Raw genomic sequence first — 19812 nt, forward strand, 5'->3', positions numbered from 1 at the left:
GCTTTCCGTCCCACCAACCCACCCACCGGGCGGCGACCAGCGGGGCATGAACACCTGCCAACCGACCGCCCGTTGACGCCGAGACCAGACCGGCAGCCCCATGCAAGTGGTGCGACATCCGCCACCGGCGCGGGGAGCGGAGCTCCATCCCGGACGCTGTAACGCTCACCCCCCGCCGAAGTGCCCCGCAGATGAACCGATCAGCACAACCGGTCCGCACGAGCATCGCGGTGTACACGAAACCCCCGCCACAGCGCGGCAGCAGCCAGACGGACTCGCCCCCAGGGCGAGGCCTACGACGCGCAGCGTCGTACATCCCGCAACCCCAGCACCGAACCAACCCGCGCGACCGGCGTCCGGCGCCCGCCCCCCACCTGTTCGCTGTAACCAGATTCCGTGCGCCGAAGGCGCGAGACGCCGCGCAACCCGCCCTACCCACCCGAAGCCCACCACCCACCCGGCCCGGGACTTGCACCTGCCTCGCCATCCATCTGCTCCCCTTCAGCCGATCAGGCGTTCCGCCAGCAGGAACCCGCCGATGGCGATCATCATGCCCCCGGAGACACGGGTCACCGCCCGGGCCGCCGACGGCCGCGCCTTCAGCACCGTACGGGCGAGGACGCCCACCGCCAGATAGACGACCGCGCAACTCACCATGTGGAGCACGCCCAGCAGACCCGTCTGGGCAGCGACGGGCCAGCCCGCCCCCGCGTCGATGAACTGCGGGAACAGCGAGAAGTACAGCAGCAGCGCCTTGGGGTTCAGACCGCTGATCCCCGCGCCCCTCACCATGACCTGCCACCGCGAGGAACCCACCGCCTCCGCCGACGCGCTCACCGCGGCCGGTCGCACCAGCACGCTCCACCCGAGCCACATCAGATACGCGGCCCCGAGGACGGTCAGCGCCGTCAGCAGACTCGGCGAGCTCGCGACGACCACCACCAGACCTGCCACGGCCAGCAGGGTGTACCCGGCGTATCCGGCTATCAGCCCGGCCACCGCCGGAACCACCGACCGGTCCCGCAGACCCGCCCCGATCGCGTACGCCCAGTCCGCGCCGGGTGTGAACACCAGCAGCAGATCCACGGCCAGGAAGGCCGCCAACGTGGTCATGTCCATGGTTCGATCCCTCTCCACCCATCCATCCGAGAGGGAAGATTACGACCGTTTCGCCCGAATATGTTTCCGTCTTTACCCCTGGAAGCCTCCACCCGAGGGAGAATCTTCTCCATGGACGCCCTGGACCGGAAGATTCTGACCGAGCTGCAGCTGGACGGCCGCCTCACGGTGACCGAACTGGCCGCCCGCGTGAAGCTGAGCGTGTCCCCCTGCCACCGCCGCGTACGCGACCTCGAACGCGAGGGCGCGATCCGCGGCTACCGCGCCGTCGTGGACGCGGCGGCCGTCGGCCTGAACTTCGAGGCCCTGGTCTTCGCCACTCTGCGCTGGGAGGACCGCGACACCGTCCCCGCGTTCGAGAAGGCCGTGGCCGCGGTCCCCCATGTGATCCAGGCACAGCGTCTGTTCGGCGAACCCGACTACCTCCTGCGCGTGGCCACCACCGACCTGGCCGCCTTCCAGCAGTTGTACGACGAGCAGTTGGCCATCCTGCCCGGCGTCCAGCGCCTGACCTCGACCCTCGTCATGAAGGACGTCGTCACCGACCGCCCGCTGCCCGACCCGCCGAAGGCGAAGGGCGCCGCGTAACGTAAATGCGGTGACCTCCGACCAACAGCGCCTCGAACTCGCCCAGTTCATACGCAGCCGACGCGAGCGGCGCAGGCCCGAGGACGTGGGGATGCCGTCCGTCGGGTACCGGCGCACTCCCGGCCTCCGGCGCGAGGAGGTGGCGATCGTCGCCGGTGTCAGCGTCACCTGGTACACCTGGTTGGAGCAGGCGCGCGAGATCCGCGTCTCGCGTCAGGTCCTCGGCAGCCTCGCCCGCGCCCTCGGCCTCGACACCGTCGAGACCAGGCACCTCTTCCGGCTCGCGGGCGAGGTGCCGCCCGACGCGACGGCCTCTCCCGTACGGGCCCAACTGCCCCAGCAGTACGAGCTGTTGCTGACCCACCTGGACCCGAACCCCGCCTTCGTCGTCAACCCGCGCTTCGACATCGTGGCGTGGAACCGGGGCTGCGAAGTCCTCTACGGAGACCTGGCCGCCCTCCCCGAGGCACAGCGCAACGTCCTGTGGCTCACGTTCACCTCGCCCGAGGCGAGGGCCATGTCGATCGACTGGGAGGAAGAGGCGTCCCACACCCTCGCGCTCTTCCGGACCCAGGTGGGCGAGGGGGTGATGGCACCCGAGATCGCCGCCCTGATCTCCGAACTCGAAGCGGCCAGCGAGGACTTCGCCCGGCTGTGGCAGCGCAAGGAGGTGGCGCCGTTCGTGCCAAAACAGCGGACGATACGCCACCCCCGGCTCGGCGAGATCGCACTGGACTACGTCAAGATGCACATCGCCGGCGACGACAAGACGGTGGTCGCCTACCTCTCCGTACCGGGGTCCGAGCTGGCGAAGCAGCTGGAGGCCGAGGTCGCGGTCAGGACACCGTGAAGCCGCCGTCGACGGGCAGGATCGTCCCAGTGACGTACGTCGACCCGATCAGATAGCGGATCGCCTCCGCCACGTCCTCGGGCGCCCCGACCCGCTTCGCCGGCAGCCCTTCCGCGGCCGCCGCGAACTGCGCCTCCCTCGTCTCCTCCGGCAGGAACGACCACCAGGGCGTATCGATGGCCCCCGGCGCGACGGCGTTGACCCGTACCGGCGCCAGCTCGACGGCCAGCGGCGGCACGATCCGCTCGACGGCGCCGTTGACCGCGGCCAGCGTCACCGTGCCGGGGACCGCCGCCCGCGCGGTGGCGGCGGACACCACCGTGACGGAGCCGGTGACCTGGGCCTTCTGTACGGCGAAGAGGTAGGGGAAGAGCTTGCCGTCGAAGGCCCCCTTGATGTCGGCGAGGCTCACATCGGCCAGCGGCCCCAACCCCAGCGCGCCCGGACTGAAGGCGAGCACCAGGTGGTCGAACACCCCGACCCGCTCGAAGAACCCGGTCACCGCACTCTCGTCGGTGCCGTCGACCTGCTCCGCGGATCCGACCCGGTCCTTGACCGCGGCCAGCCTCTCCGCATCGCGCCCGGTGACGATCACCTCGGCGCCGTCGGCGGCCAGTAGCTCGGCGGCGGCCAGACCGATACCGGACGTCCCACCCATGATCACAACACGCATGTGCGCTTCCCCATCACTCGTCGTTGCTTGCCCGACTCATGCTGGTCGCACGGCCCCTGACCAACCAGACAGCCTTTGTACTGGTGGTATCGGTACCAGGAAGTCTCCGCGGGCCGATCCCTGCGGACCGGGCTAGCGTCACTCCCATGAACCGCAGAAAACAGAAGAAGCTCGCCGACAAGCTCGTCTGGGCCGCCATGTCCCACGACGTCAAGCAGGTCAGGGCCCTCCTCCGCTCCGGCGCGGACCCGGACGCCCCCGACGTCGACGGCGAGACCCCTCTCTACGCGGCCTCGGTCCAGGGCGCCGCGGAGAACGTCCGCCTGCTCCTGGCCGCCGGCGCCTCCCCCGACGCCCAGAGTTCAGGACCGGGCTCGGACGGCACCCCGCTGTGCGCGGCCGCGTGCTGGGGCGAGACCGCGGTCGTACGGGAACTCCTCGCAGGCGGCGCGGACCCGAACCTGCGCGAGGACGAGGGCACGGGGATGACGGCCCTGGAGTGGGCGGAGGCAGGGCCCCACCCGGAGACCGCGGACGTACTGCGCGCGGCGGCCGGCGCTTAGTCAGACGAGGCGTCGCGCCGTCGCCCACCGGGTCAGCTCATGCCGGTTGGAGAGCTGCAGCTTCCTCAGTACCGCCGAGACGTGCGACTCCACCGTCTTCACCGAGATGAAGAGCTGCTTCGCGATCTCCTTGTACGCATATCCGCGCGCGATCAGCCGCAGCACCTCCCTCTCCCGCTGCGTCAGTCGGTCCATGTCCTCGTCCACCGGCGGTGCGTCCGTCGACGCGAACGCGTCGAGCACGAAGCCCGCCAGTCGCGGCGAGAACACCGCATCGCCGTCCTGCACCCGGAAGATCGAGTCGACCAGGTCCGTCCCCGTGATCGTCTTCGTGACGTAGCCGCGCGCCCCGCCCCGGATGACCCCGATGACGTCCTCCGCCGCGTCCGACACCGACAACGCCAGGAAGCGCACCGGGTTTTCGGCGTCCGACATCATCGCCGCCGACCGGCGCAGCACCTCAACGCCACCGCCGCCCGGCAGGTGCACGTCCAGCAGGACGACCTCCGGCCGCGTCGCCGTGATGACGGTGACCGCCTGGTCGACGTCGGCCGCCTCGCCCACCACCTCGACGCCCGTGGTCTCGGTCTGGCCGATCTCGGCCTGGACGCCCGTGCGGAACATCCGGTGGTCGTCGACGAGGACGACCCTGACCCTGCGCTCTACGGCTGCTTCGGTGCTGGTCTCGGTCATGCTCGCTCCATCTCCAGTTCCACTACGGTGCCGCCCTCGGGCGCGGATCGCAGACTCGCCGTACCGCCGTGGCGCTGCATCCGGCCGATGATGGATTCTCGTACGCCCATGCGGTCGTCCGGTACGGAATCCAGATCGAAGCCGGGCCCCCTGTCCCGTACCGACACGAAGACCGTACGGCCCTCGACCTCCGCGAAGACCTGCACCGCCCCGCCCTCGCCACCGTACTTGGCGGCGTTGACCATCGCTTCCCTCGCGGCCTGCATCTGTGCGGTCAGTTTCTCGTCGAGCGGGCAGTCGCCGACGACCACGACTTCGAGGGGGACGCCGTGCTTGTCCTCGACCTCGGCCGCGGACTTCTTCACCGCCTCCGCCAGGGTCTGGGGCTCCTCGTCCTTGCCCGTCCCCTCCGGCTTGTACAGCCACGCCCGCAGCTCGCGCTCCTGGGCGCGCGCCAGGCGCCGCACCTCGCCGCCGTCGTCCGCGTTGCGCTGGATCAGGGTCAGCGTGTGCAGCACCGAGTCGTGCACATGCGCCGCCACCTCCGCCCGCTCCTGCGCGCGGATACGCATCAGCCGTTCCTGGGAAAGGTCTTGCGTCATCCGTACGATCCACGGGCCGGCCAGCAGCGCGATGCCCGCGAGCACCGCCAGCGTCGCGGTGAGCAGGTTGCCGAGCTGGGCGGCCGAGCCCTGGATGACGATGAAGGCGGTGAAGCCCGTGCCCACCAGCGCCACGCCCGCCAGCCCGCGCGCCAGCGGCAGCAGGCGGCTGCTCTTGCCCACCGCGGTCCAGTGCGCGCGGCGCGAGTTGTCGACCTGGCGCCAGACCAGGACGACGCCCGCGCCGATGAGCAGTGCGGGCCAGATGTAGGGGCTGGCGTCGCCGCCTACCGAGACGTTCTGGCCGAAGATCACCCCGCCGACGATCAGCGCGATGAGCGCGACGATCTGGCCCTTGTCGGGTTTACGGAGCAGCCTGCGGCGCCCGTCGGGCGTCCGCACCTCCGCGTACGCGGCCCGCGGCGCGTCCACCCCGCCGAGCCCCAGCGGCACCACGAACCAGAAGGCGACGTACAGCAGCGCGCCGAGCCCCTCCAGCGTGAACAGCACGATGAAGGCGGCCCGCACCCAGGCGACGGGCACCCCGAGGTGACCGGCGAGTCCGCGCGCGACACCGCCGAGCATCCGGCCCTCGGCGCTGCGGTACAGCTTGCGCAGCGGAGGGTCCTCCGGGGCTTCGGCGGCAGCGGCGCGTTCGGCGCGTGGCGGGGCAACTGGCGGCATGCTCCGATCGTCACACGTACGGGCAGGCCGTGGCATCAGGGATGACCCCCTAGTCGTGCGTACGGAAATCAGGGAACGGCCAGGGTCGCCCCGGCTCCCATCCGTCACTGCCGCCCGTCACCATGTACGTATGACGGACCAGCAAGCCGAAGCCGTAGCGGAAGCCCCGGCCGAAGACCGCCCCCAGCTCCGCCGCCACCGCAGCAACAAGGTGGTCGCCGGGGTGTGCGGCGGGCTCGGCCGGCACTTCGACCTCGACCCGGTGATCTTCCGGGTCGTGCTCGGCGTGCTCGCCGTGACCGGCGGCGTCGGCCTGATCTTCTACGGTTTCGCCTGGCTGCTCGTCCCGCTCGACGGCGAGGACGAGAACGAGGCCCGCCGACTGCTGACCGGCCGCGTCGAGGGCACGTCGATGATGGCGGTGCTCTTCGCCCTGGTCGGCTGCGGGCTGTTCCTCTCGATGCTGAGCTACGTGTCCGTACTGGTCTTCGCCGCCCTGCTGTGCCTGGGCGTCGCGGGCGCCTCCGTCTGGTCCCAGCGCCGCCGGCTCGCGGACGACGAGACGCTCGACCCGCTGACCGCTCAGACGGTCGCGGACGCCCCGCCGGAGACGAAGGCGCCACCCGCCCCGGGCGGCCCCTCGTGGTGGCGGGACCCGATCGTCAAGGACGGCACGACGGGCCCGGTCGGCTCCGGCTACCTCTGGGGCCCCGCCGACACCCCCGAGGACGTGGCGCCCGCCTCGCGCAGGAAGTCGCCCCGTACCGCCTCCGCCGCGGTGCGCGGCCCGCGCGGTATCGGCGGCAGGATCTTCCTCAACGCGCTGATCTGGGGCGGCCTGGGCACGGGTCTCGCCTGGGACCACCAGCCGCTCGGCACCGCGCTGCAGATCGGCTTCGCGTGCGCGCTCGCCGTCTTCGGCATCGGCTTCGTGATCAGCGCGTTCGCGGGACGTACGGGCGTCGGCACGATCTTCCTCGCGCTGGTCACGGCGGGGCTCCTCGCGGGCGCCTCCGCGCTGCCCAAGGACATCAGCACGGACTGGTCGCCCACGGAGTGGAAACCGGCCTCGATCACCTCGGTGGAGCCCAAGTACCGCATCGGCTCGGGCCACGGCACCCTCGACCTGAGCACCCTCACGATCCCGGCGGGCCAGTCCGTGACGACCCGGGCGGAGGTGGGCGCGGGCCTCATGAAGGTGGTCGTACCGAAGAACGCGACCGTGCACCTGACCGTCGACGTCGCGCTGGGAGACATCCGGGTCCCCGGCGAGAACGAGAACGACGTCAACGTCTCGCCCGGCCAGCACAAGACCATGACCCTCAGCCCGCCCAACGGGACCACCGCGGGCGGCACCATCGAGCTCGACCTGAAGGTCGGCGTCGGACAGGCGGAGGTGGCCCGTGCCGCACAGTGACTACCGCGGTGAGTACCGCCACGAGTTCAGGCCCGGCAAGCTGCTGGCGGGCCTGGTCCTGATCGGGGTGTCCATCGCCTATCTGGGCGACGCGGGCGGCGCGTGGAACACCCCGTCGGAGGCCGCGGGACCGGCGGTCGTCGCCGGCCTGCTGGTGGCCGGCGCGGTGAACTGGGTCGCCTACAGGGTGCGGCGCCGGCGTACGGCCAGGATCGCGTCGAGCGAGAAGAGCGGGGTCCCGGCGAGCACGAGCGGGAGCCAGGCCATCAAGTAGGCGAGGTCGTTGCCGTAGTAGTACGGGGTCGTCTGCCAGCTCACGGTCAGCCAGAGCGAGAGCGAGATCAGCGCCCCGCCGAGGGCGGCGATCCGCCCGAAGAGCCCGAGCAGGATGCCGATGCCGACGGCGAGTTCACCGAAGGCGATGGCGTAACCGAAGCCGGCGGGGCTCTTCAGGGCGAGGTCGACGAGCGCGGGGATCGCGGCGCTATCTCTTACGGAGGTCATCAGCTCGCCGACGGATCCGGTGCCCGTGGCGTGGAAGAAGGCGCTGTCGGTGAGCTTGTCGATGCCGGCGTAGACGAAGGTGATGCCGAGGAAGAGGCGGAGCGGCAGGAGCGAGTACCGGCGGGCGGTCGCCCGCCACCCGGCGGCCTCCTGGATCCCTCCGAGGGGTGTGGTGGTGCCGCCGTCCATCCGATATCCGTGAACCATGACAGGTCCCGCCTCTCCGCTCGCCCAGTGCGCAGGCACGATTCTCCCTGCGGGTCTCGAATAGAGATACGCATGGTGCGGCGTTCGGGCTCAACGGGGGCTCGCCCCCACCCGTAGGCGACCTTCGGCCGCCTGTCCTCAATCGCCGGACGGGCTTGATTTGCCTGCGGCTCAGTCGGTCACGTCGATCGCTACCGGGGGTGTCTCGACCCCCGCCGCCGTCACCACCCGTACGTCCACCATCCCCGGCTCGACCTCCACCGGTACCGGCACCGTCAGCACCGTGTCCGTGGGGTTCGCGAAGCCGCCCATCACCGGGACCAGCGGGACGTGCACGTGCACCGCCCCGATCCGCACCACCATCCGCGCCAGGCGCTCCGGCGTCTGCGCCCCCGGCGGTACGAAGCCCGCGCCGCGGATCTCGATGTCGTCGCCCGTCCGGATCGGCGCGTCCAGGTCCCCGGCCTCCCGCGCCCGCACCACCGAGAGCACCACCGGCCGGCCGCCCTCCGCGTACTTGCCCGCGAAGTACGTCAGCGCCGACACCGCCACCAGCAGCGCGAGCCCCCACGGCAGGTCGGGCAGCTGCTCGGGCCGCCGGGCCAGACGTACGCCCGCGAAGACCACGGCCACCGTGCTGATCAGCACGTACTGCACGTCCGCGAAGGACCCGCGCCCCGCGTCGTCCGTCAGCAGATCGGCGGCGCGCGGCCGGTCCGCCCGTACCTTCTGCAGCTTCTGCGCATGCACCCGTACGCCCACGACCCTGCGCACGACCACCGCGACCGCGCACACCAGCGCGAGCACCGTCACCACACCCGCGCCCCGCGCGAGCTCGAGCCCGTCGATCAGCGCATCGCGCTTCCCGTGCTCGGACGCCTGCGCCAGCTCCAGCGCGAGCACCAGCACCGCGAAGACGACCAGCAGCACCCACAATCCCGCCACCGCGCGCGACGTCGAAAGACGGTTGTCCTCGCCGATCACGGGGGCGAGCAGCCCGCCCCGCGCCCGGTGCACCCGCGCGGCGCCCGTCAGGAGCCCGCCGACGACCACGGCCGCGACCAGACCTGCGGTGCGCGCCGCCGACCAGCCGGCCCCGATCGCCGTCGCGGTCTGTACGAGGACGAGCGCGAGGACCGCGCCCCACACCACGAACACCGTGTGCCGCCACACCAGTTGGGGCCACGCCTCGCCCGCCTCGCGGCTCCGGTCGGCCACCGCGCGCGCGGACTCCGTCAGTTCGTCCGACACCCACTGCCGCGACGCCCCGGCCGAGTGCGCGACACCGCCCGGCAGCCCCTGCCCCGCGGCCAGTTCGTCCCGCTTGGCCAGGAATGCCGCGACCGCCCTGCGATGTCCCTCGCGCGCGCCATGCGGGCAGTCGCCGCACGTACAGCCACCACCGTGCTGTGCGCCGCCGCTCTGCCTTGCTTCCTGCACCGCCACGAAGAACGCCGCCTTTCCCACCCCGTTGAAACCCGCGCAGGCTCCAACAACCGCCTGCTGCAGGCGAATTGTGCCGTACGGAAGGCACGCCCCATGCAGCAGGTCAGCTCAGCCGGGGTGATTGACGTTCCATCAGGTTGACTCAGGAGTTCAAGGGCTCCACCCACCTGCGCCAGAGCGGCTGATAGTTGATCCACGCCACCAGATCGCTCCCCAGCTGATCGCGCGTGGCGAGGGCCTTCTTCTGCTCGATGAGCACGGGCCGCCCCGCCGCCCGCGCCGCCAGCTGCACCTGCGCGCACCGCTCCATGGTGATGAACCACCAGGCGGCCGCGTCGACCGAGTCCCCGACCGTCAGCAGCCCGTGATTGCGCAGGACGACGGCCTTGTACGGACCGAGCGCGGCCGCGATCCGCCGCCCTTCCTCCTCGTCCACGACGACGCCCGTGTACGCGTCGTACAGCGCGTGGTCCTCGAAGAAGGCGCAGGCCTCCTGCGTGTACGGCTCGATCAGCCCGCCCAGCGCGGCGAGCGCCCGCCCGTACAGCGAGTGGCTGTGCGCGACGGCCACGACGTCGGGGCGCGCCCGGTGCACCTGGGCGTGGACCGCGAAGGCGGCCTGGTTGACGTGGCGGGTGCCCTGGACGACCTGCCCGTCCCCGTTGGCGAGGACGAGGTCGTCGACCTGCACCTGCGCGAAGGGGATCCCGAAGGGGTTGACCCAGTAGCAGTCGTCGAACTCCGGGTCGCGGGCGGTGATATGACCCGAGACGCCCTCTTCGTACCCGTACTCGGCGAAGATTCTCAGCGCCCCCGCGAGCCGTCGCTTCCGGTACGCCCGCTCGTCCTCGACGGACTCGTGGACGGGCGGCAGCGCGAATTCCAGCTGCTCTACGGGTATCGGCGCGGGGCCGGGCGCGGGCGTCTCTGTCATGGGCGCAAGCTACCTGCGGTTACGGCAGCATGGAATGCATGGCATCCGACCTTTCCGAACTGATCGAACTTCTCGGCCTGCAGCCCCACGTCGAAGGCGGCTGGTACCGGGAGACCTGGAAGACGTCCGCCACCGGAACCCCGGACGGCTATCCGGGCCCGCGCGCGTACGCCACCGGCATCTACTTCCTGCTCCACCCGGGCGAGGTCTCGCGCCCGCACACCGTCCGCTCGGACGAGATGTGGCTCTGGCACCGGGGCGGCCCGCTGCGGCTGACCATCGCGGGCGAGGAGCATGTCCTGGGCCCGGACGTGGCCAAGGGCGAGCGCCCCCAACTCCTCGTCCCGGCGGGCGCGTTGCAGTCGGCGGAACCCGCGGGCGACGAGCCGACCCTGGTGAGCTGCATCGTGGCCCCGGGCTTCGACTTCGAGGACTTCACGATGGAGCCCTGACGCGACGACGCCGCCGCTCACACAAGGTGAACGGCGGCGTCGCGGTGAAGCGCAGAGGGACTACTCCCACTCGATGGTGCCCGGCGGCTTGCTCGTCACGTCGAGGACGACGCGGTTCACATCGGCCACCTCGTTGGTGATCCGCGTCGAGATCTTCGCGAGCACGTCGTACGGCATCCGCGTCCAGTCCGCCGTCATGGCGTCCTCGGACGAGACGGGCCGGAGCACGATCGGGTGCCCGTACGTCCGCCCGTCGCCCTGCACACCCACGGACCGCACGTCCGCGAGCAGCACGACCGGGCACTGCCAGATGGAACGGTCGAGACCGGCCGCGGACAGCTCCTCGCGGGCGATCGCGTCGGCATCGCGCAGCAGGTCGAGCCGCTCCTTGGTGACCTCGCCGACGATACGGATACCGAGGCCGGGGCCCGGGAACGGCTGGCGCTGGACGATCTCCTCCGGCAGCCCCAGCTGCTGGCCGACCATCCGGACCTCGTCCTTGAAGAGCTGGCGCAGCGGCTCGACGAGCTCGAACTCGATGTCGTCGGGGAGCCCGCCCACGTTGTGGTGGGACTTGATGTTGGCGGTGCCGGTGCCGCCGCCCGACTCCACGACGTCCGGGTACAGGGTGCCCTGCACCAGGAAGGCCACATCCTCGCCGCCCTCGGCGATGATCTCGGCCTGCGCCTGCTCGAAGACGCGAATGAACTCGCGCCCGATGATCTTCCGCTTCGCCTCGGGGTCCGAGACCCCGGCGAGCGCGTCCAGGAAGCGCTTCTCGGCGTCGACGACCACGAGGCGGGCGCCGGTCGCCGCGACGAAGTCCTTCTCGACCTGCTCGGTCTCGCCCTTGCGCATCAGCCCGTGGTCGACGTACACGCAGGTCAGCTGGTCACCGATGGCCTTCTGTACGAGGGCCGCCGCGACCGCGGAGTCCACGCCGCCCGAGAGCCCGCAGATGGCGCGCTTGGTGCCGACCTGCTCGCGGATGAGGGCGACCTGCTCCTCGATGACGTTGCCCGTCGTCCAGGTCGGCTCGATGCCCGCGCCCCGGTAGAGGAAGTGCTCCAGGACCTGCTGGCCGTGCGTGGAGTGCATGACCTCGGGGTGGTACTGGACGCCGTAGAGACGCTTCTCGTCGTTCTCGAAGGCGGCGACCGGCACGACGTCCGTGGACGCCGAGACGATGAATCCCTCGGGGGCCGCGCTGCACGCGTCGCCGTGCGACATCCACACCGACTGGTCGACCGGGGTGCCCTCGAAGAGGGTGGAGCCGGCCTGCGAGACGACCAGCGGGGTGCGGCCGTACTCACGCGCCCCGTTGTCGTCGACGGTGCCGCCCAGGGTGGTCGCCATCAGCTGGAATCCGTAGCACATGCCGAAGACCGGGACCCCGGCCTCGAAGAGCGCGCGGTCGACGGTCGGGGCGCCTTCCGCGTACACCGACGAGGGGCCGCCGGAGAGGATGATCGCCTTCGGGTTCTTGGCCAGCATCTCGGCCACGGGCATCGTGCTGGGCACGATCTCGCTGTAGACCCGCGCCTCACGGACGCGACGGGCGATGAGCTGGGCGTACTGGGCGCCGAAGTCGACAACGAGGACTACGTCCGGGCTGCTGTCGGGGGCGGCGGAGGGTGCAGCTGGCACGAGGGCGGCCTTCCGGCGATGCAAAGGGGGTCTGTTTTGTCGATTCTAACGGCCCGCGAACATCGGACTTGTCTCTCCCTCCGAAGCCCGGCCATACTGACCCCATGCACAAGCACCTCACGTACGTCTTTACCTATGGCACCGGGCCCACCGGCTGCCATGGTCGTGCTGCTTGAGCAACTAGCCAGCAACTTCCCAGGCGCCCCGGGCCGACAAGGCCCGGGGCGCCTGTTGCTTTCCGGACCTGGTCGATCAGGGGGGCCGCCCTTCCCACCAGGAGCTACGGACATGACTGCCACCACCAGCACCGAGAACCTCATCAGCGACTCCCGCGCCCGTATCGACGCGATGGACGACCGGATCATCGGCCTGATCCAGGAGCGGATGGCCGTGTCCGCCGTCATCCAGGAGGCCCGGATGACGTCGGGCGGACGCCGGGTGAACCTCTCGCGCGAGATGGAGGTCCTCAGCCACTACAGCGACGCGCTGGGCAAGCCGGGGACGTCGCTGGCGATGACGATGCTGGAGCTGTGCCGGGGCCGGATCTGAGCCGCGTCCGAGCCGTATCTGAGTTCGGGCACCACCCCCACCCGTATGGCGCGTGACCGCCCCACCGCCCCTTCGTTGGTCCGGGCAACACCACGCGTGGCTTCGCTGGGGCGTGAGACGTACTGCACGTGCGTCGTGGGACCTCGCCCCAGTGCCCGTGACCGGACGGCAGGGGACAGCAGCCCGGTCACTCAGAAAAAAGACGGTCGGCTCCGGGGACGCCCGGAGCCGGCCGTCCGCAGGCGGGATCCGGTCCAAACGGTTGCGCGAGCCGCCGTCGATCCCGCACGATGCAGAGACAACCCCCGTACTGCGCACCCCAGTTGCCAAAGGTCGAGACCATCCGCGCGCCCCCCGCGCGCCCCGTGTCCGCCCCGGCGCACAGGACGCGCACAGACCAGCGGCGCGACCCCCCGGCGCCGCGCATCGGCACCGGCGCTGCCCTGACGTCGGTGCTGAACGCCAAGGGCCCCGCAGAGGCGACTCCGCGGGGCCCTTCGCTCTGTTCCCGTACTTGAGGTGCTACGCCCTGCGCCTGCGCGCCACGACGTACAGCGCACCGCCCGCGGCGAGCGCGGCCGCGGCGGCACCCATCGGGAGCAGCGACGAGGAGCCGGTGGAGGCGAGGGAGCCGCCGCCGTCGGTCGTGGTGTTGGAGTTGCCGCCCGACGTGGACGAACCGCCGGTGGCGGTGGGCGTCGGGGACGGGGTGGCCGAGGCGCTCGGGGCGGGCTTCGGGGTGCCGTTGAGGATCAGCTGGGCGGTGTTGTTCGACGCGGTGGGGTCGAAGGGGAGCTTCGGCTCCTGCTGGTGCGTGTTCCGTACGGTGACCGCGCCCTTCGCGTCCTTCACCACCTTGTTGATCTTCAGCTCGAAGGGCAGCGCGAGGTCCGCGTCCTCCCTCACGATGTGCGACGTGGGGCAGACGTAGCGGGGCGCGCCCAGCTGCTTCTCGCGGTACTCGCCGTCGATCGTCTTCGGTTCGCACGACGCGGGCTTCTTGGTGACCTCGGCGCCCGCGGGCACGGTGAAGTCGACGACCGCGACGTTCTCGCCGGAGCGCAGGTACGCGATCCAGGCCGGACCCTTATTGCGGAAGCCGACCTTGGCCTTGACGGTCTCGCCCGCCTTGCCGGTGACGGCATCGCCGTACGCGCGGAAGTCGGCCTTGTTGACGGCCTGGAAGTCGAACTCCTGCTGGTTGTCCCAGGGGTCGAGGTCCGAGGACTGCGTGGAGATCTTCTTCGGCGTGGCGGTGAGGAGCGGCCCGGCGGAGTGGAACGTCGCCTTCGGGTCCTCCTCGATCCGGTAGATGAAGGACTCGATGTACGCGTGGTCGGTGGCCCTGATGCCCAGCGGCTCGTCCAGCTCGTAGACCGTGCCCGCCTTGTACGTACCGGAGAAGTGGCACTGCACATCGGTGCTGTCGCCGAAGTGCTGGTCGCTGACGTCGGTGTACTCGCAGTTGCCGTACTTCTGCGCGAACTCGAGGCCGTGCGAGGCCTTGAGCGTGAGCAGCACACCGTCGGCATCCGTGGTGCCGGTGTTGGCGAAGGAGAGCTTGCCGCCCTGGACCTGCCCCGGCTTGATCTTCTGCTTCAGCGGCAGCTTGTTCATGACGAGGTCGGGACCGCCGACCGTCACCTTGGTGGAGAAGGAGGTGAAGGTCGCGCCGTCCGCCTTGGCGGTCACCTTCATGCTGCCGGTGGCGCCGAGCTTGCTGTCCTTGGCGGCGGTGACGTCGACGCGGGCGGCGGTGGAGAGGCCCGGCCAGAGGCCGTGGTGCGTGCAGACGGCGGTCGCGCCGGTGACGCTGCAGTCGGAGACCGACCCCTCGCTGTCGAAGGCGATGTCGGCGACTCCGGCCAGTCCGCGCAGATCGAAGGTGACGGTGACGTCGCCGTCGAAGGCGCCGTTCTCCTCGTCCTGGCTGGGGTTTTCGAGGGTGACGTCGAAACTGGCCGCCTTCGGCTTCCCGCCGGCGGGGTACGGGTGCACGGCGACCGTGTCCTCACCGGACAGCGTGAAAACGGGGTTCGCGGCGGGGGCGGCGGCGGAGGCCGGGGCGCCCGGGACCGTCGTATCGGCGAATGCGGGAGCACCGCCCAGACCGACGGCTATCAACCCTGCTGCGGCAACTACGAGGGAACGGCGTCTCATCACGTCTCTCTGGGATCGGCGGGACCTGTGCGGCAGCTGTGACAGCGGCGGCACCGGTTCGACCGGGAGGCGGCGGCGAAAGTTGTACGGATCCGATGTGACCGGCGTCACATAAGAATTCTGTGAGAACGGACGCAACCATTCCTCTCGGCGGGCGGTCTCCTTTGCGAAACCAACGGCCCCACCCTCGTGTCCCGCACTTCGGCAAGGCCTCCTGTTCCGTCGCACCACCAGAGGTCTGCATGAAGCTCCGCCACGTCATGGCCGTCGCCGCCGCGACCGCAGTCATGAGTGCCCCGCTCGCGTACGCCGACGAGCCGGTCACCCCGACGCCGTCCGCGACCGAGTCGGGCCCGGCCACGACGGAGAGCGCGACCCCGACCGCACCGGCCGACGCAACGCCCAGCGGCTCGGCCTCGGCCTCGGCCAGTCCGTCCGATTCGGCTTCCGGACCGGCCGTAGCGCCGTCCCCGTCGGCCTCCGCGAGCAGCACGCCCTCCGCCGAACCGTCGGAATGCCCCCTCGACGAGGACGGCATCGACCTCGGCTCGAAGCTGGAACTGGGCATCCACGGCCTCCCGGGCAAGATCGTCGCGGGCAGCGGCTGGCACACGTTCTCGCTGCGCGCGACGAACACGTCGGACCAGGCGCTCGGCTACGTCGAGTGGGCGCTGTTCGTGGACAACGACTCGCTGAGCGAGGACAAGAACGCCTGGCTGAGCACCTTCACCCAGGTCCAGTACTGGGACGCGGCCGCCAAGAAGTGGACGTCGATGGACGACGACGTGCTCGGCGGCGGCGCGGCCTTCGGCGAGACCGAACTCGGCCCGAAGCAGTACGTCGACCTCAAGCTGCGCCTGAACATCGGCGCGAAGGCCCCGAAGGGCGACGGCTTCTCGGTCGGCTTCGGCGGCTACCTCGACAGCACCGAGAACTGCTTCCACGACGCCTACGCAGAGTGGGACTTCACGGTCCTCGCCCCCGGCAGCGGCAATGAGAACCCGGGCCAGGCCAAGCCCGGCAAGGGCACCGGCGAGGGCAAGACCCCGCAGGGCGGCATCACGTCCGAGGTCCCCGCGACCGGCAGCCTCGCCTCGACGGGCTCGTCGTCCATGGTCCCGACGATCGGGATCGCCGCCGGCATCGCCGTCGCACTCGGCGCCGGGACGCTGGTCGCCGTCCGCCGTCGTAAGGACGGTTCCGCCGCCTAGACGGCACACACAAGCTCACGAAGGGCGCTGCACTCGGAGGGGGGTGCAGCGCCCTTCGTGTGCCCGGAGTTACTTCTTCGGCGGGATCGGGGGGATCGCGACGAACGGGAGCTTCAGGGCTCCGAAGGCGTCCTTCGGGACCGCCGGGGACACCGGCTCGACCGCCGCGAGGCGTTCGTACGCCTCGCCCTGGGCAGGGCGCTTGTCGGCCTCGCCCTTGTTCGGCCAGAACGACATCGCGCGCTCCGCCTGGGCGGTGATCGTCAGCGACGGGTTCACGCCCAGGTTCGCCGAGACCGCCGAGCCGTCGACGACGGAGATCCCGGGGTGGCCGTAGAGGCGGTGGTACGGGTCGATCACGCCCTCCTCCGGCGAGGCGCCGATCGGGCAGCCGCCGAGGAAGTGGGCGGTGAGCGGGGTGCCCATCAGTTCGCCGATGTTGGACCCCGCGAAGCCGTTGATCTCCTCCGCCATCAGCGAGGCCGCACGGCCGGCCGCCTCGATCTGCGTCGGGTTCGGGGCGCCGTGGCCCTGTTTGGCCGTCAGCAGGCCCTTTCCTATGCCGCCCGGCTTGCGGTACGTCGTCAGGGAGTTGTCCAGGGACTGCATCACGAGGCCGATGATCGTGCGCTCGGACCAGCGGCGGTTGGAGAGCGAACGGAGCGCCAGGGAAGGGTGTTTGGCGACATTGCCCAGCCAGCCGCGCACCCGGTGGGCGCTGTAGGGGACCTGGAGGATGGACATGGAGCCCATCGCGTTGGAGCCCTTGCCGTAGCGGACCGGCTCGATGTGGGTGTCCTCGTCCGGGTGGATGGAGGAGGTGATCGCCACGCCTCGTGTGAAGTCGGCCTTCGACCCGCCGTGCTTCTTGGCGTAGCGGCGGTCCGTCGTCTGGGAGCCGACCAGCGCCTCGGAGTTGGTGCGGGTCAGTTCGCCGAGCTTCGCGGAGATGCGCGGGAGTTTTCCGCTGTCCTTCATCGTGTGGAGGAGGGTCTGGGTGCCGTAGGTGCCTGCCGCTACGACGACGTGGCGGGAGCGGAGCACGCGCGGCGCGGACTTCTTCTTGTCCGTGGGGACCGTCGTGACCGCGTAGCCGCCGTCCGCGTGGTCGGTTATCGCGGTGACGGAGGTGAGCGGGTGGACCACCGCGCCCGCCTTCTCGGCGAGGTAGAGGTAGTTCTCGTTGAGGGTGTTCTTGGCGCCGTGGCGGCAGCCCGTCATGCATTCGCCGCACTCGGTGCAGGACTTGCGGGAGGGGCCCGCGCCGCCGAAGTACGGGTCCTCGACTGCCGTACCCGGCTTGACCTTTGACGTACCGTCAGAGTCCTTGCCGTCGCCGAAGAAGACACCGACCGGCGCCATGTGGAAGCTGTCGCCGACGCCCATCGCCTGCGCCGTGGCCTTCAGGTGCACGTCCGAGGGGGTCATGGTCGGGTTCAGCCGTACGCCCAGCATCCGCTTGGCCTGGTCGTAGTACGGGGAGAGCTCCGCCTGCCAGTCGGTGATCGACGCCCACTGGCGGTCCTTGAAGAAGGGCTCCGGCGGGACGTAGAGGGTGTTGGCGTAGTTGAGGGATCCGCCGCCCACGCCCGCGCCCGCCAGCACCATGACATTGCCGAGGAGGTGCACGCGCTGGATGCCGTACAGGCCGAGCGCAGGCGCCCAGAGGTAGTTCTTGATGTCCCAGGAGTTCTTGGGGAGCGTGCCGGGGGTGAAGCGGCGGCCCGCCTCCAGGACGCCGACCCGGTAGCCCTTCTCCGTCAGGCGCAGGGCGGAGACCGAGCCGCCGAAGCCGGAGCCGACGATCAGGACGTCGTAGTCGAACTCGGCGTCGTCCGACGGTATTTGGGCAGAGTTCTCCTGGGACATTGACTCTCCTCGTTCAGAATTAGCGGAGGCGCAGGGCCTTCATTGCCTTCAGGCTGCGGGTCATGAACGCCGCGTACTTCTCGTCCGTCATCCCGAAGGACGGGGCCATCGGCATGATCCGCTGATGGGCGACCGTCTGCGCCTCGGTGTACTTGAGGATGCCCTCGGAGCCGTGCCGGCGGCCGAGCCCCGACTGCTTCATGCCGCCCATCGGGGACTGCACGCTGCCGTACGCGGGCGCGTAGCCCTCGTTGATGTTGACCGTGCCGGTCTGGAGGCGGGCGGCGACCGCGTGGCCGCGCTTGGCGTCCTTGGTCCAGACACTCGAATTCAGGCCGTACGGCGTCGCGTTGGCCTCGGCGATCGCCTTGTCCTCGTCGGAGAAGCGGTAGATCGAGACGACGGGGCCGAACGTTTCCTCGGCGCACACCGACATCGGCGCCTCGACACCGTCGAGGATCGTCGGCTCGTAGAAGAGCGGGCCGATGTCCGTGCGGTGCACACCGCCCGCGACGAGCTTCGCGCCCTTCTCGACGGCCTCCTCGACGTGGCGCTTGACCGTCTCCAGCTGGCGCTCGCCGACGAGGGATCCCATGTCGGCGCCGTACGCGAGCGAGGTGCCGAGCCGCATCGCCTTGGTGCGCGCGGCGAACCGGTCGACGAACTCGTCGGCGATCGACTCGTGGACGTACAGCCGCTCGATGGAGATGCAGAGCTGGCCGGCCGAGGAGTAGCAGGCGCGGACCGCGCCGGCCGCCGCCTTCTCGATGTCGGCGTCGGCGAGGACCAGCATGGCGTTCTTGCCGCCGAGCTCCAGCGATACGCCGACCAGGCGGGCGGCGGCGCCCTGCGCGACCTCGCGGCCGGTGCGGGTGGAGCCGGTGAAGGAGACGTAGTCCGCGTGCTTGACCAACTCCGGGCCCACGACCGGGCCTTCGCCGAGGACGATCTGGAAGACCTCGGACGGAAGACCGGCCTCGATGAGCAGGTCGCGCGCCCAGAGCGCGGTCAGCGCCGTCTCGGTGTCGGGCTTCATCACGACCGCGTTGCCGGAGACGAAGGCCGGGAGCGCGTCGCCGACGGACAGCTCGAAGGGGTAGTTCCAGGGGGCGATCTGGCCGACGACGCCGCGCGGCTGGCGCAGTTCGGTGACCTTGGTGAGGGTCGGGACGGCGCCGGTGTGGCCCTTGGGCTTCAGGTACGAGGGGGCCTTGCGGCCGTAGTGGCGCGCGGCGACGACGACGGCCTGGACCTCTTCGTGCGCGTGGAGGCGGGCCTTGCCGGTCTCCAGCTGGATGAGGTCGAGGACCTCCGACTGGCGGGCGAGCACCAGGTCGTGGAAGCGGAGGAGGACGGCGGCGCGGGCGCGGACCGGGGTCGCCGCCCAGGCGGACTGCGCCGCGCGGGCGCGGTCGAAGGCGGTCGCGACGTCCTCGGGGGTGGACTCGGGCAGGTCGGCCAGCTTCTCCCCGGTGAAGGGGGTGTGGTTGGCCGTACGGCCGCTGCCGACAACACCACGCGTGAGGTGCGCGATCACCTCGGGGGTGACCACGTCCGCCGCGGTGCGTGCGCCTGCGGGTGCGGGGGCTATCGGATTGGTGCCGAGGGCAGCCTGCGAGTCCGTCATGGGGCGAGGTTATGCCT

Annotated in this window: 19 protein-coding genes; 8 read left to right on the top strand and 11 right to left on the bottom strand. The window is 70.6% G+C overall.

Translation table 11 applies throughout. The features are described 5' to 3' along the window. Positions 1–501 precede the first annotated feature (501 nt). A complete protein-coding gene (locus OG707_RS15210) occupies positions 502–1119 on the bottom strand; it encodes a LysE family translocator (protein WP_329118436.1) in 618 nt (205 codons plus the stop codon). A gap of 111 nt (positions 1120–1230) precedes the next feature. Between OG707_RS15210 and OG707_RS15215 the strand changes: the two genes are divergently transcribed. Both OG707_RS15215 and OG707_RS15220 read left to right on the top strand, forming a co-directional pair. After that, positions 1231–1707: an Lrp/AsnC family transcriptional regulator gene (locus OG707_RS15215; RefSeq protein ID WP_329118438.1), complete on the top strand. Its 477-nt coding sequence runs from the start codon at positions 1231–1233 to the stop codon at positions 1705–1707. A gap of 10 nt (positions 1708–1717) precedes the next feature. Beyond that, positions 1718–2557, top strand: a complete 840-nt coding sequence (locus OG707_RS15220) for a helix-turn-helix transcriptional regulator (RefSeq protein ID WP_329118440.1) — start codon at positions 1718–1720, stop codon at positions 2555–2557. Here OG707_RS15220 and OG707_RS15225 read toward each other — a convergent pair. After that, a complete protein-coding gene (locus OG707_RS15225) occupies positions 2544–3230 on the bottom strand; it encodes an SDR family oxidoreductase (protein ID WP_329118443.1) in 687 nt (228 codons plus the stop codon). The two genes, OG707_RS15220 and OG707_RS15225, sit on opposite strands and share 14 nt — an antisense overlap. Positions 3231–3376: 146 nt before the next feature. On the opposite strand from OG707_RS15225, the gene OG707_RS15230 reads away from it, so the two are divergent. After that, positions 3377–3793: an ankyrin repeat domain-containing protein gene (locus tag OG707_RS15230; protein WP_329118445.1), complete on the top strand. Its 417-nt coding sequence runs from the start codon at positions 3377–3379 to the stop codon at positions 3791–3793. On the opposite strand, the gene OG707_RS15235 is transcribed toward OG707_RS15230, so the two are convergent. Both OG707_RS15235 and OG707_RS15240 read right to left on the bottom strand, forming a co-directional pair. Beyond that, positions 3794–4486, bottom strand: coding sequence for a response regulator transcription factor (locus tag OG707_RS15235; RefSeq protein WP_329118447.1), 693 nt, complete (start codon positions 4484–4486; stop codon positions 3794–3796). Further along, the gene (locus OG707_RS15240; RefSeq protein WP_329118449.1) at positions 4483–5772 is read right to left on the bottom strand and encodes a PspC domain-containing protein; all 1290 of its coding nucleotides are present in this window, start codon (positions 5770–5772) and stop codon (positions 4483–4485) included. Before OG707_RS15240 ends, OG707_RS15235 begins: the two co-directional genes overlap by 4 nt. Positions 5773–5902: 130 nt before the next feature. Between OG707_RS15240 and OG707_RS15245 the strand changes: the two genes are divergently transcribed. Both OG707_RS15245 and OG707_RS15250 read left to right on the top strand, forming a co-directional pair. Beyond that, on the top strand, positions 5903–7189 hold the full coding sequence (locus OG707_RS15245) for a PspC domain-containing protein (RefSeq protein WP_329118451.1): 1287 nt from the start codon (positions 5903–5905) through the stop codon (positions 7187–7189). Then, positions 7176–7463, top strand: coding sequence for a hypothetical protein (locus OG707_RS15250; RefSeq protein ID WP_329118453.1), 288 nt, complete (start codon positions 7176–7178; stop codon positions 7461–7463). Before OG707_RS15245 ends, OG707_RS15250 begins: the two co-directional genes overlap by 14 nt. On the opposite strand, the gene OG707_RS15255 is transcribed toward OG707_RS15250, so the two are convergent. From OG707_RS15255 to OG707_RS15265, 3 genes are all read right to left on the bottom strand, one after another. Beyond that, entirely contained in the window at positions 7370–7900 is a 531-nt protein-coding gene (locus OG707_RS15255) for a DoxX family protein (protein WP_443071336.1), read from the bottom strand. The two genes, OG707_RS15250 and OG707_RS15255, sit on opposite strands and share 94 nt — an antisense overlap. A 171-nt stretch (positions 7901–8071) precedes the next feature. Beyond that, complete coding sequence (locus OG707_RS15260; protein ID WP_329118455.1) at positions 8072–9346, bottom strand: hypothetical protein; 1275 nt, start codon at positions 9344–9346, stop codon at positions 8072–8074. Positions 9347–9488: 142 nt separating this feature from the next. Beyond that, on the bottom strand, positions 9489–10280 hold the full coding sequence (locus OG707_RS15265; RefSeq protein WP_329118456.1) for a class II aldolase/adducin family protein: 792 nt from the start codon (positions 10278–10280) through the stop codon (positions 9489–9491). Between the two features lie 38 nt (positions 10281–10318). Between OG707_RS15265 and OG707_RS15270 the strand changes: the two genes are divergently transcribed. After that, the gene (locus OG707_RS15270) at positions 10319–10732 is read left to right on the top strand and encodes a cupin domain-containing protein (protein ID WP_329118458.1); all 414 of its coding nucleotides are present in this window, start codon (positions 10319–10321) and stop codon (positions 10730–10732) included. 60 nt (positions 10733–10792) lie between these two features. On the opposite strand, the gene guaA is transcribed toward OG707_RS15270, so the two are convergent. Then, entirely contained in the window at positions 10793–12379 is a 1587-nt protein-coding gene (guaA, locus tag OG707_RS15275; protein ID WP_329118460.1) for a glutamine-hydrolyzing GMP synthase, read from the bottom strand. A 288-nt stretch (positions 12380–12667) separates the two neighbouring features. On the opposite strand from guaA, the gene OG707_RS15280 reads away from it, so the two are divergent. Then, on the top strand, positions 12668–12928 hold the full coding sequence (locus tag OG707_RS15280) for a chorismate mutase (RefSeq protein WP_329118462.1): 261 nt from the start codon (positions 12668–12670) through the stop codon (positions 12926–12928). Positions 12929–13450: 522 nt separating this feature from the next. Here the strand turns inward: OG707_RS15280 and OG707_RS15285 are convergent. Beyond that, entirely contained in the window at positions 13451–15088 is a 1638-nt protein-coding gene (locus OG707_RS15285) for an LPXTG cell wall anchor domain-containing protein (protein ID WP_329118464.1), read from the bottom strand. A 242-nt stretch (positions 15089–15330) separates the two neighbouring features. Here OG707_RS15285 and OG707_RS15290 point away from each other — a divergent pair, with 242 nt between their 5' ends. Continuing rightward, the gene (locus tag OG707_RS15290) at positions 15331–16299 is read left to right on the top strand and encodes an LPXTG cell wall anchor domain-containing protein (RefSeq protein WP_329118466.1); all 969 of its coding nucleotides are present in this window, start codon (positions 15331–15333) and stop codon (positions 16297–16299) included. Between the two features lie 69 nt (positions 16300–16368). On the opposite strand, the gene OG707_RS15295 is transcribed toward OG707_RS15290, so the two are convergent. Both OG707_RS15295 and OG707_RS15300 read right to left on the bottom strand, forming a co-directional pair. Beyond that, positions 16369–18168 (bottom strand): GMC family oxidoreductase, encoded by a 1800-nt coding sequence (locus OG707_RS15295; protein ID WP_329118468.1) that lies wholly within the window; start codon positions 18166–18168, stop codon positions 16369–16371. Positions 18169–18187: 19 nt separating this feature from the next. Beyond that, positions 18188–19795, bottom strand: a complete 1608-nt coding sequence (locus OG707_RS15300) for a succinic semialdehyde dehydrogenase (protein WP_329118470.1) — start codon at positions 19793–19795, stop codon at positions 18188–18190. Between the last annotated feature and the right edge of the window lie 17 nt (positions 19796–19812).

This window comes from Streptomyces sp. NBC_01465, assembly GCF_036227325.1.
In the GTDB taxonomy this organism is placed as follows: Bacteria; Actinomycetota; Actinomycetes; order Streptomycetales; family Streptomycetaceae; genus Streptomyces.

Excerpts from the sequence above, each read along its gene's own strand:
- OG707_RS15295 (WP_329118468.1), bottom strand. The coding sequence starts at position 18,168 with ATGTCCCAGGAGAACTCTGCCCAAATACCGTCGGACGACGCCGAGTTC.
- OG707_RS15230 (WP_329118445.1), top strand. The coding sequence starts at position 3,377 with ATGAACCGCAGAAAACAGAAGAAGCTCGCCGACAAGCTCGTCTGGGCC.
- OG707_RS15270 (WP_329118458.1), top strand. The coding sequence starts at position 10,319 with ATGGCATCCGACCTTTCCGAACTGATCGAACTTCTCGGCCTGCAGCCC.
- OG707_RS15240 (WP_329118449.1), bottom strand. The coding sequence starts at position 5,772 with ATGCCGCCAGTTGCCCCGCCACGCGCCGAACGCGCCGCTGCCGCCGAA.
- OG707_RS15255 (WP_443071336.1), bottom strand. The coding sequence starts at position 7,900 with ATGGTTCACGGATATCGGATGGACGGCGGCACCACCACACCCCTCGGA.
- OG707_RS15215 (WP_329118438.1), top strand. The coding sequence starts at position 1,231 with ATGGACGCCCTGGACCGGAAGATTCTGACCGAGCTGCAGCTGGACGGC.
- OG707_RS15245 (WP_329118451.1), top strand. The coding sequence starts at position 5,903 with ATGACGGACCAGCAAGCCGAAGCCGTAGCGGAAGCCCCGGCCGAAGAC.
- OG707_RS15225 (WP_329118443.1), bottom strand. The coding sequence starts at position 3,230 with ATGCGTGTTGTGATCATGGGTGGGACGTCCGGTATCGGTCTGGCCGCC.
- OG707_RS15210 (WP_329118436.1), bottom strand. The coding sequence starts at position 1,119 with ATGGACATGACCACGTTGGCGGCCTTCCTGGCCGTGGATCTGCTGCTG.
- OG707_RS15285 (WP_329118464.1), bottom strand. The coding sequence starts at position 15,088 with ATGAGACGCCGTTCCCTCGTAGTTGCCGCAGCAGGGTTGATAGCCGTC.
- OG707_RS15300 (WP_329118470.1), bottom strand. The coding sequence starts at position 19,795 with ATGACGGACTCGCAGGCTGCCCTCGGCACCAATCCGATAGCCCCCGCA.
- OG707_RS15290 (WP_329118466.1), top strand. The coding sequence starts at position 15,331 with ATGAAGCTCCGCCACGTCATGGCCGTCGCCGCCGCGACCGCAGTCATG.
- OG707_RS15265 (WP_329118456.1), bottom strand. The coding sequence starts at position 10,280 with ATGACAGAGACGCCCGCGCCCGGCCCCGCGCCGATACCCGTAGAGCAG.
- OG707_RS15235 (WP_329118447.1), bottom strand. The coding sequence starts at position 4,486 with ATGACCGAGACCAGCACCGAAGCAGCCGTAGAGCGCAGGGTCAGGGTC.
- OG707_RS15280 (WP_329118462.1), top strand. The coding sequence starts at position 12,668 with ATGACTGCCACCACCAGCACCGAGAACCTCATCAGCGACTCCCGCGCC.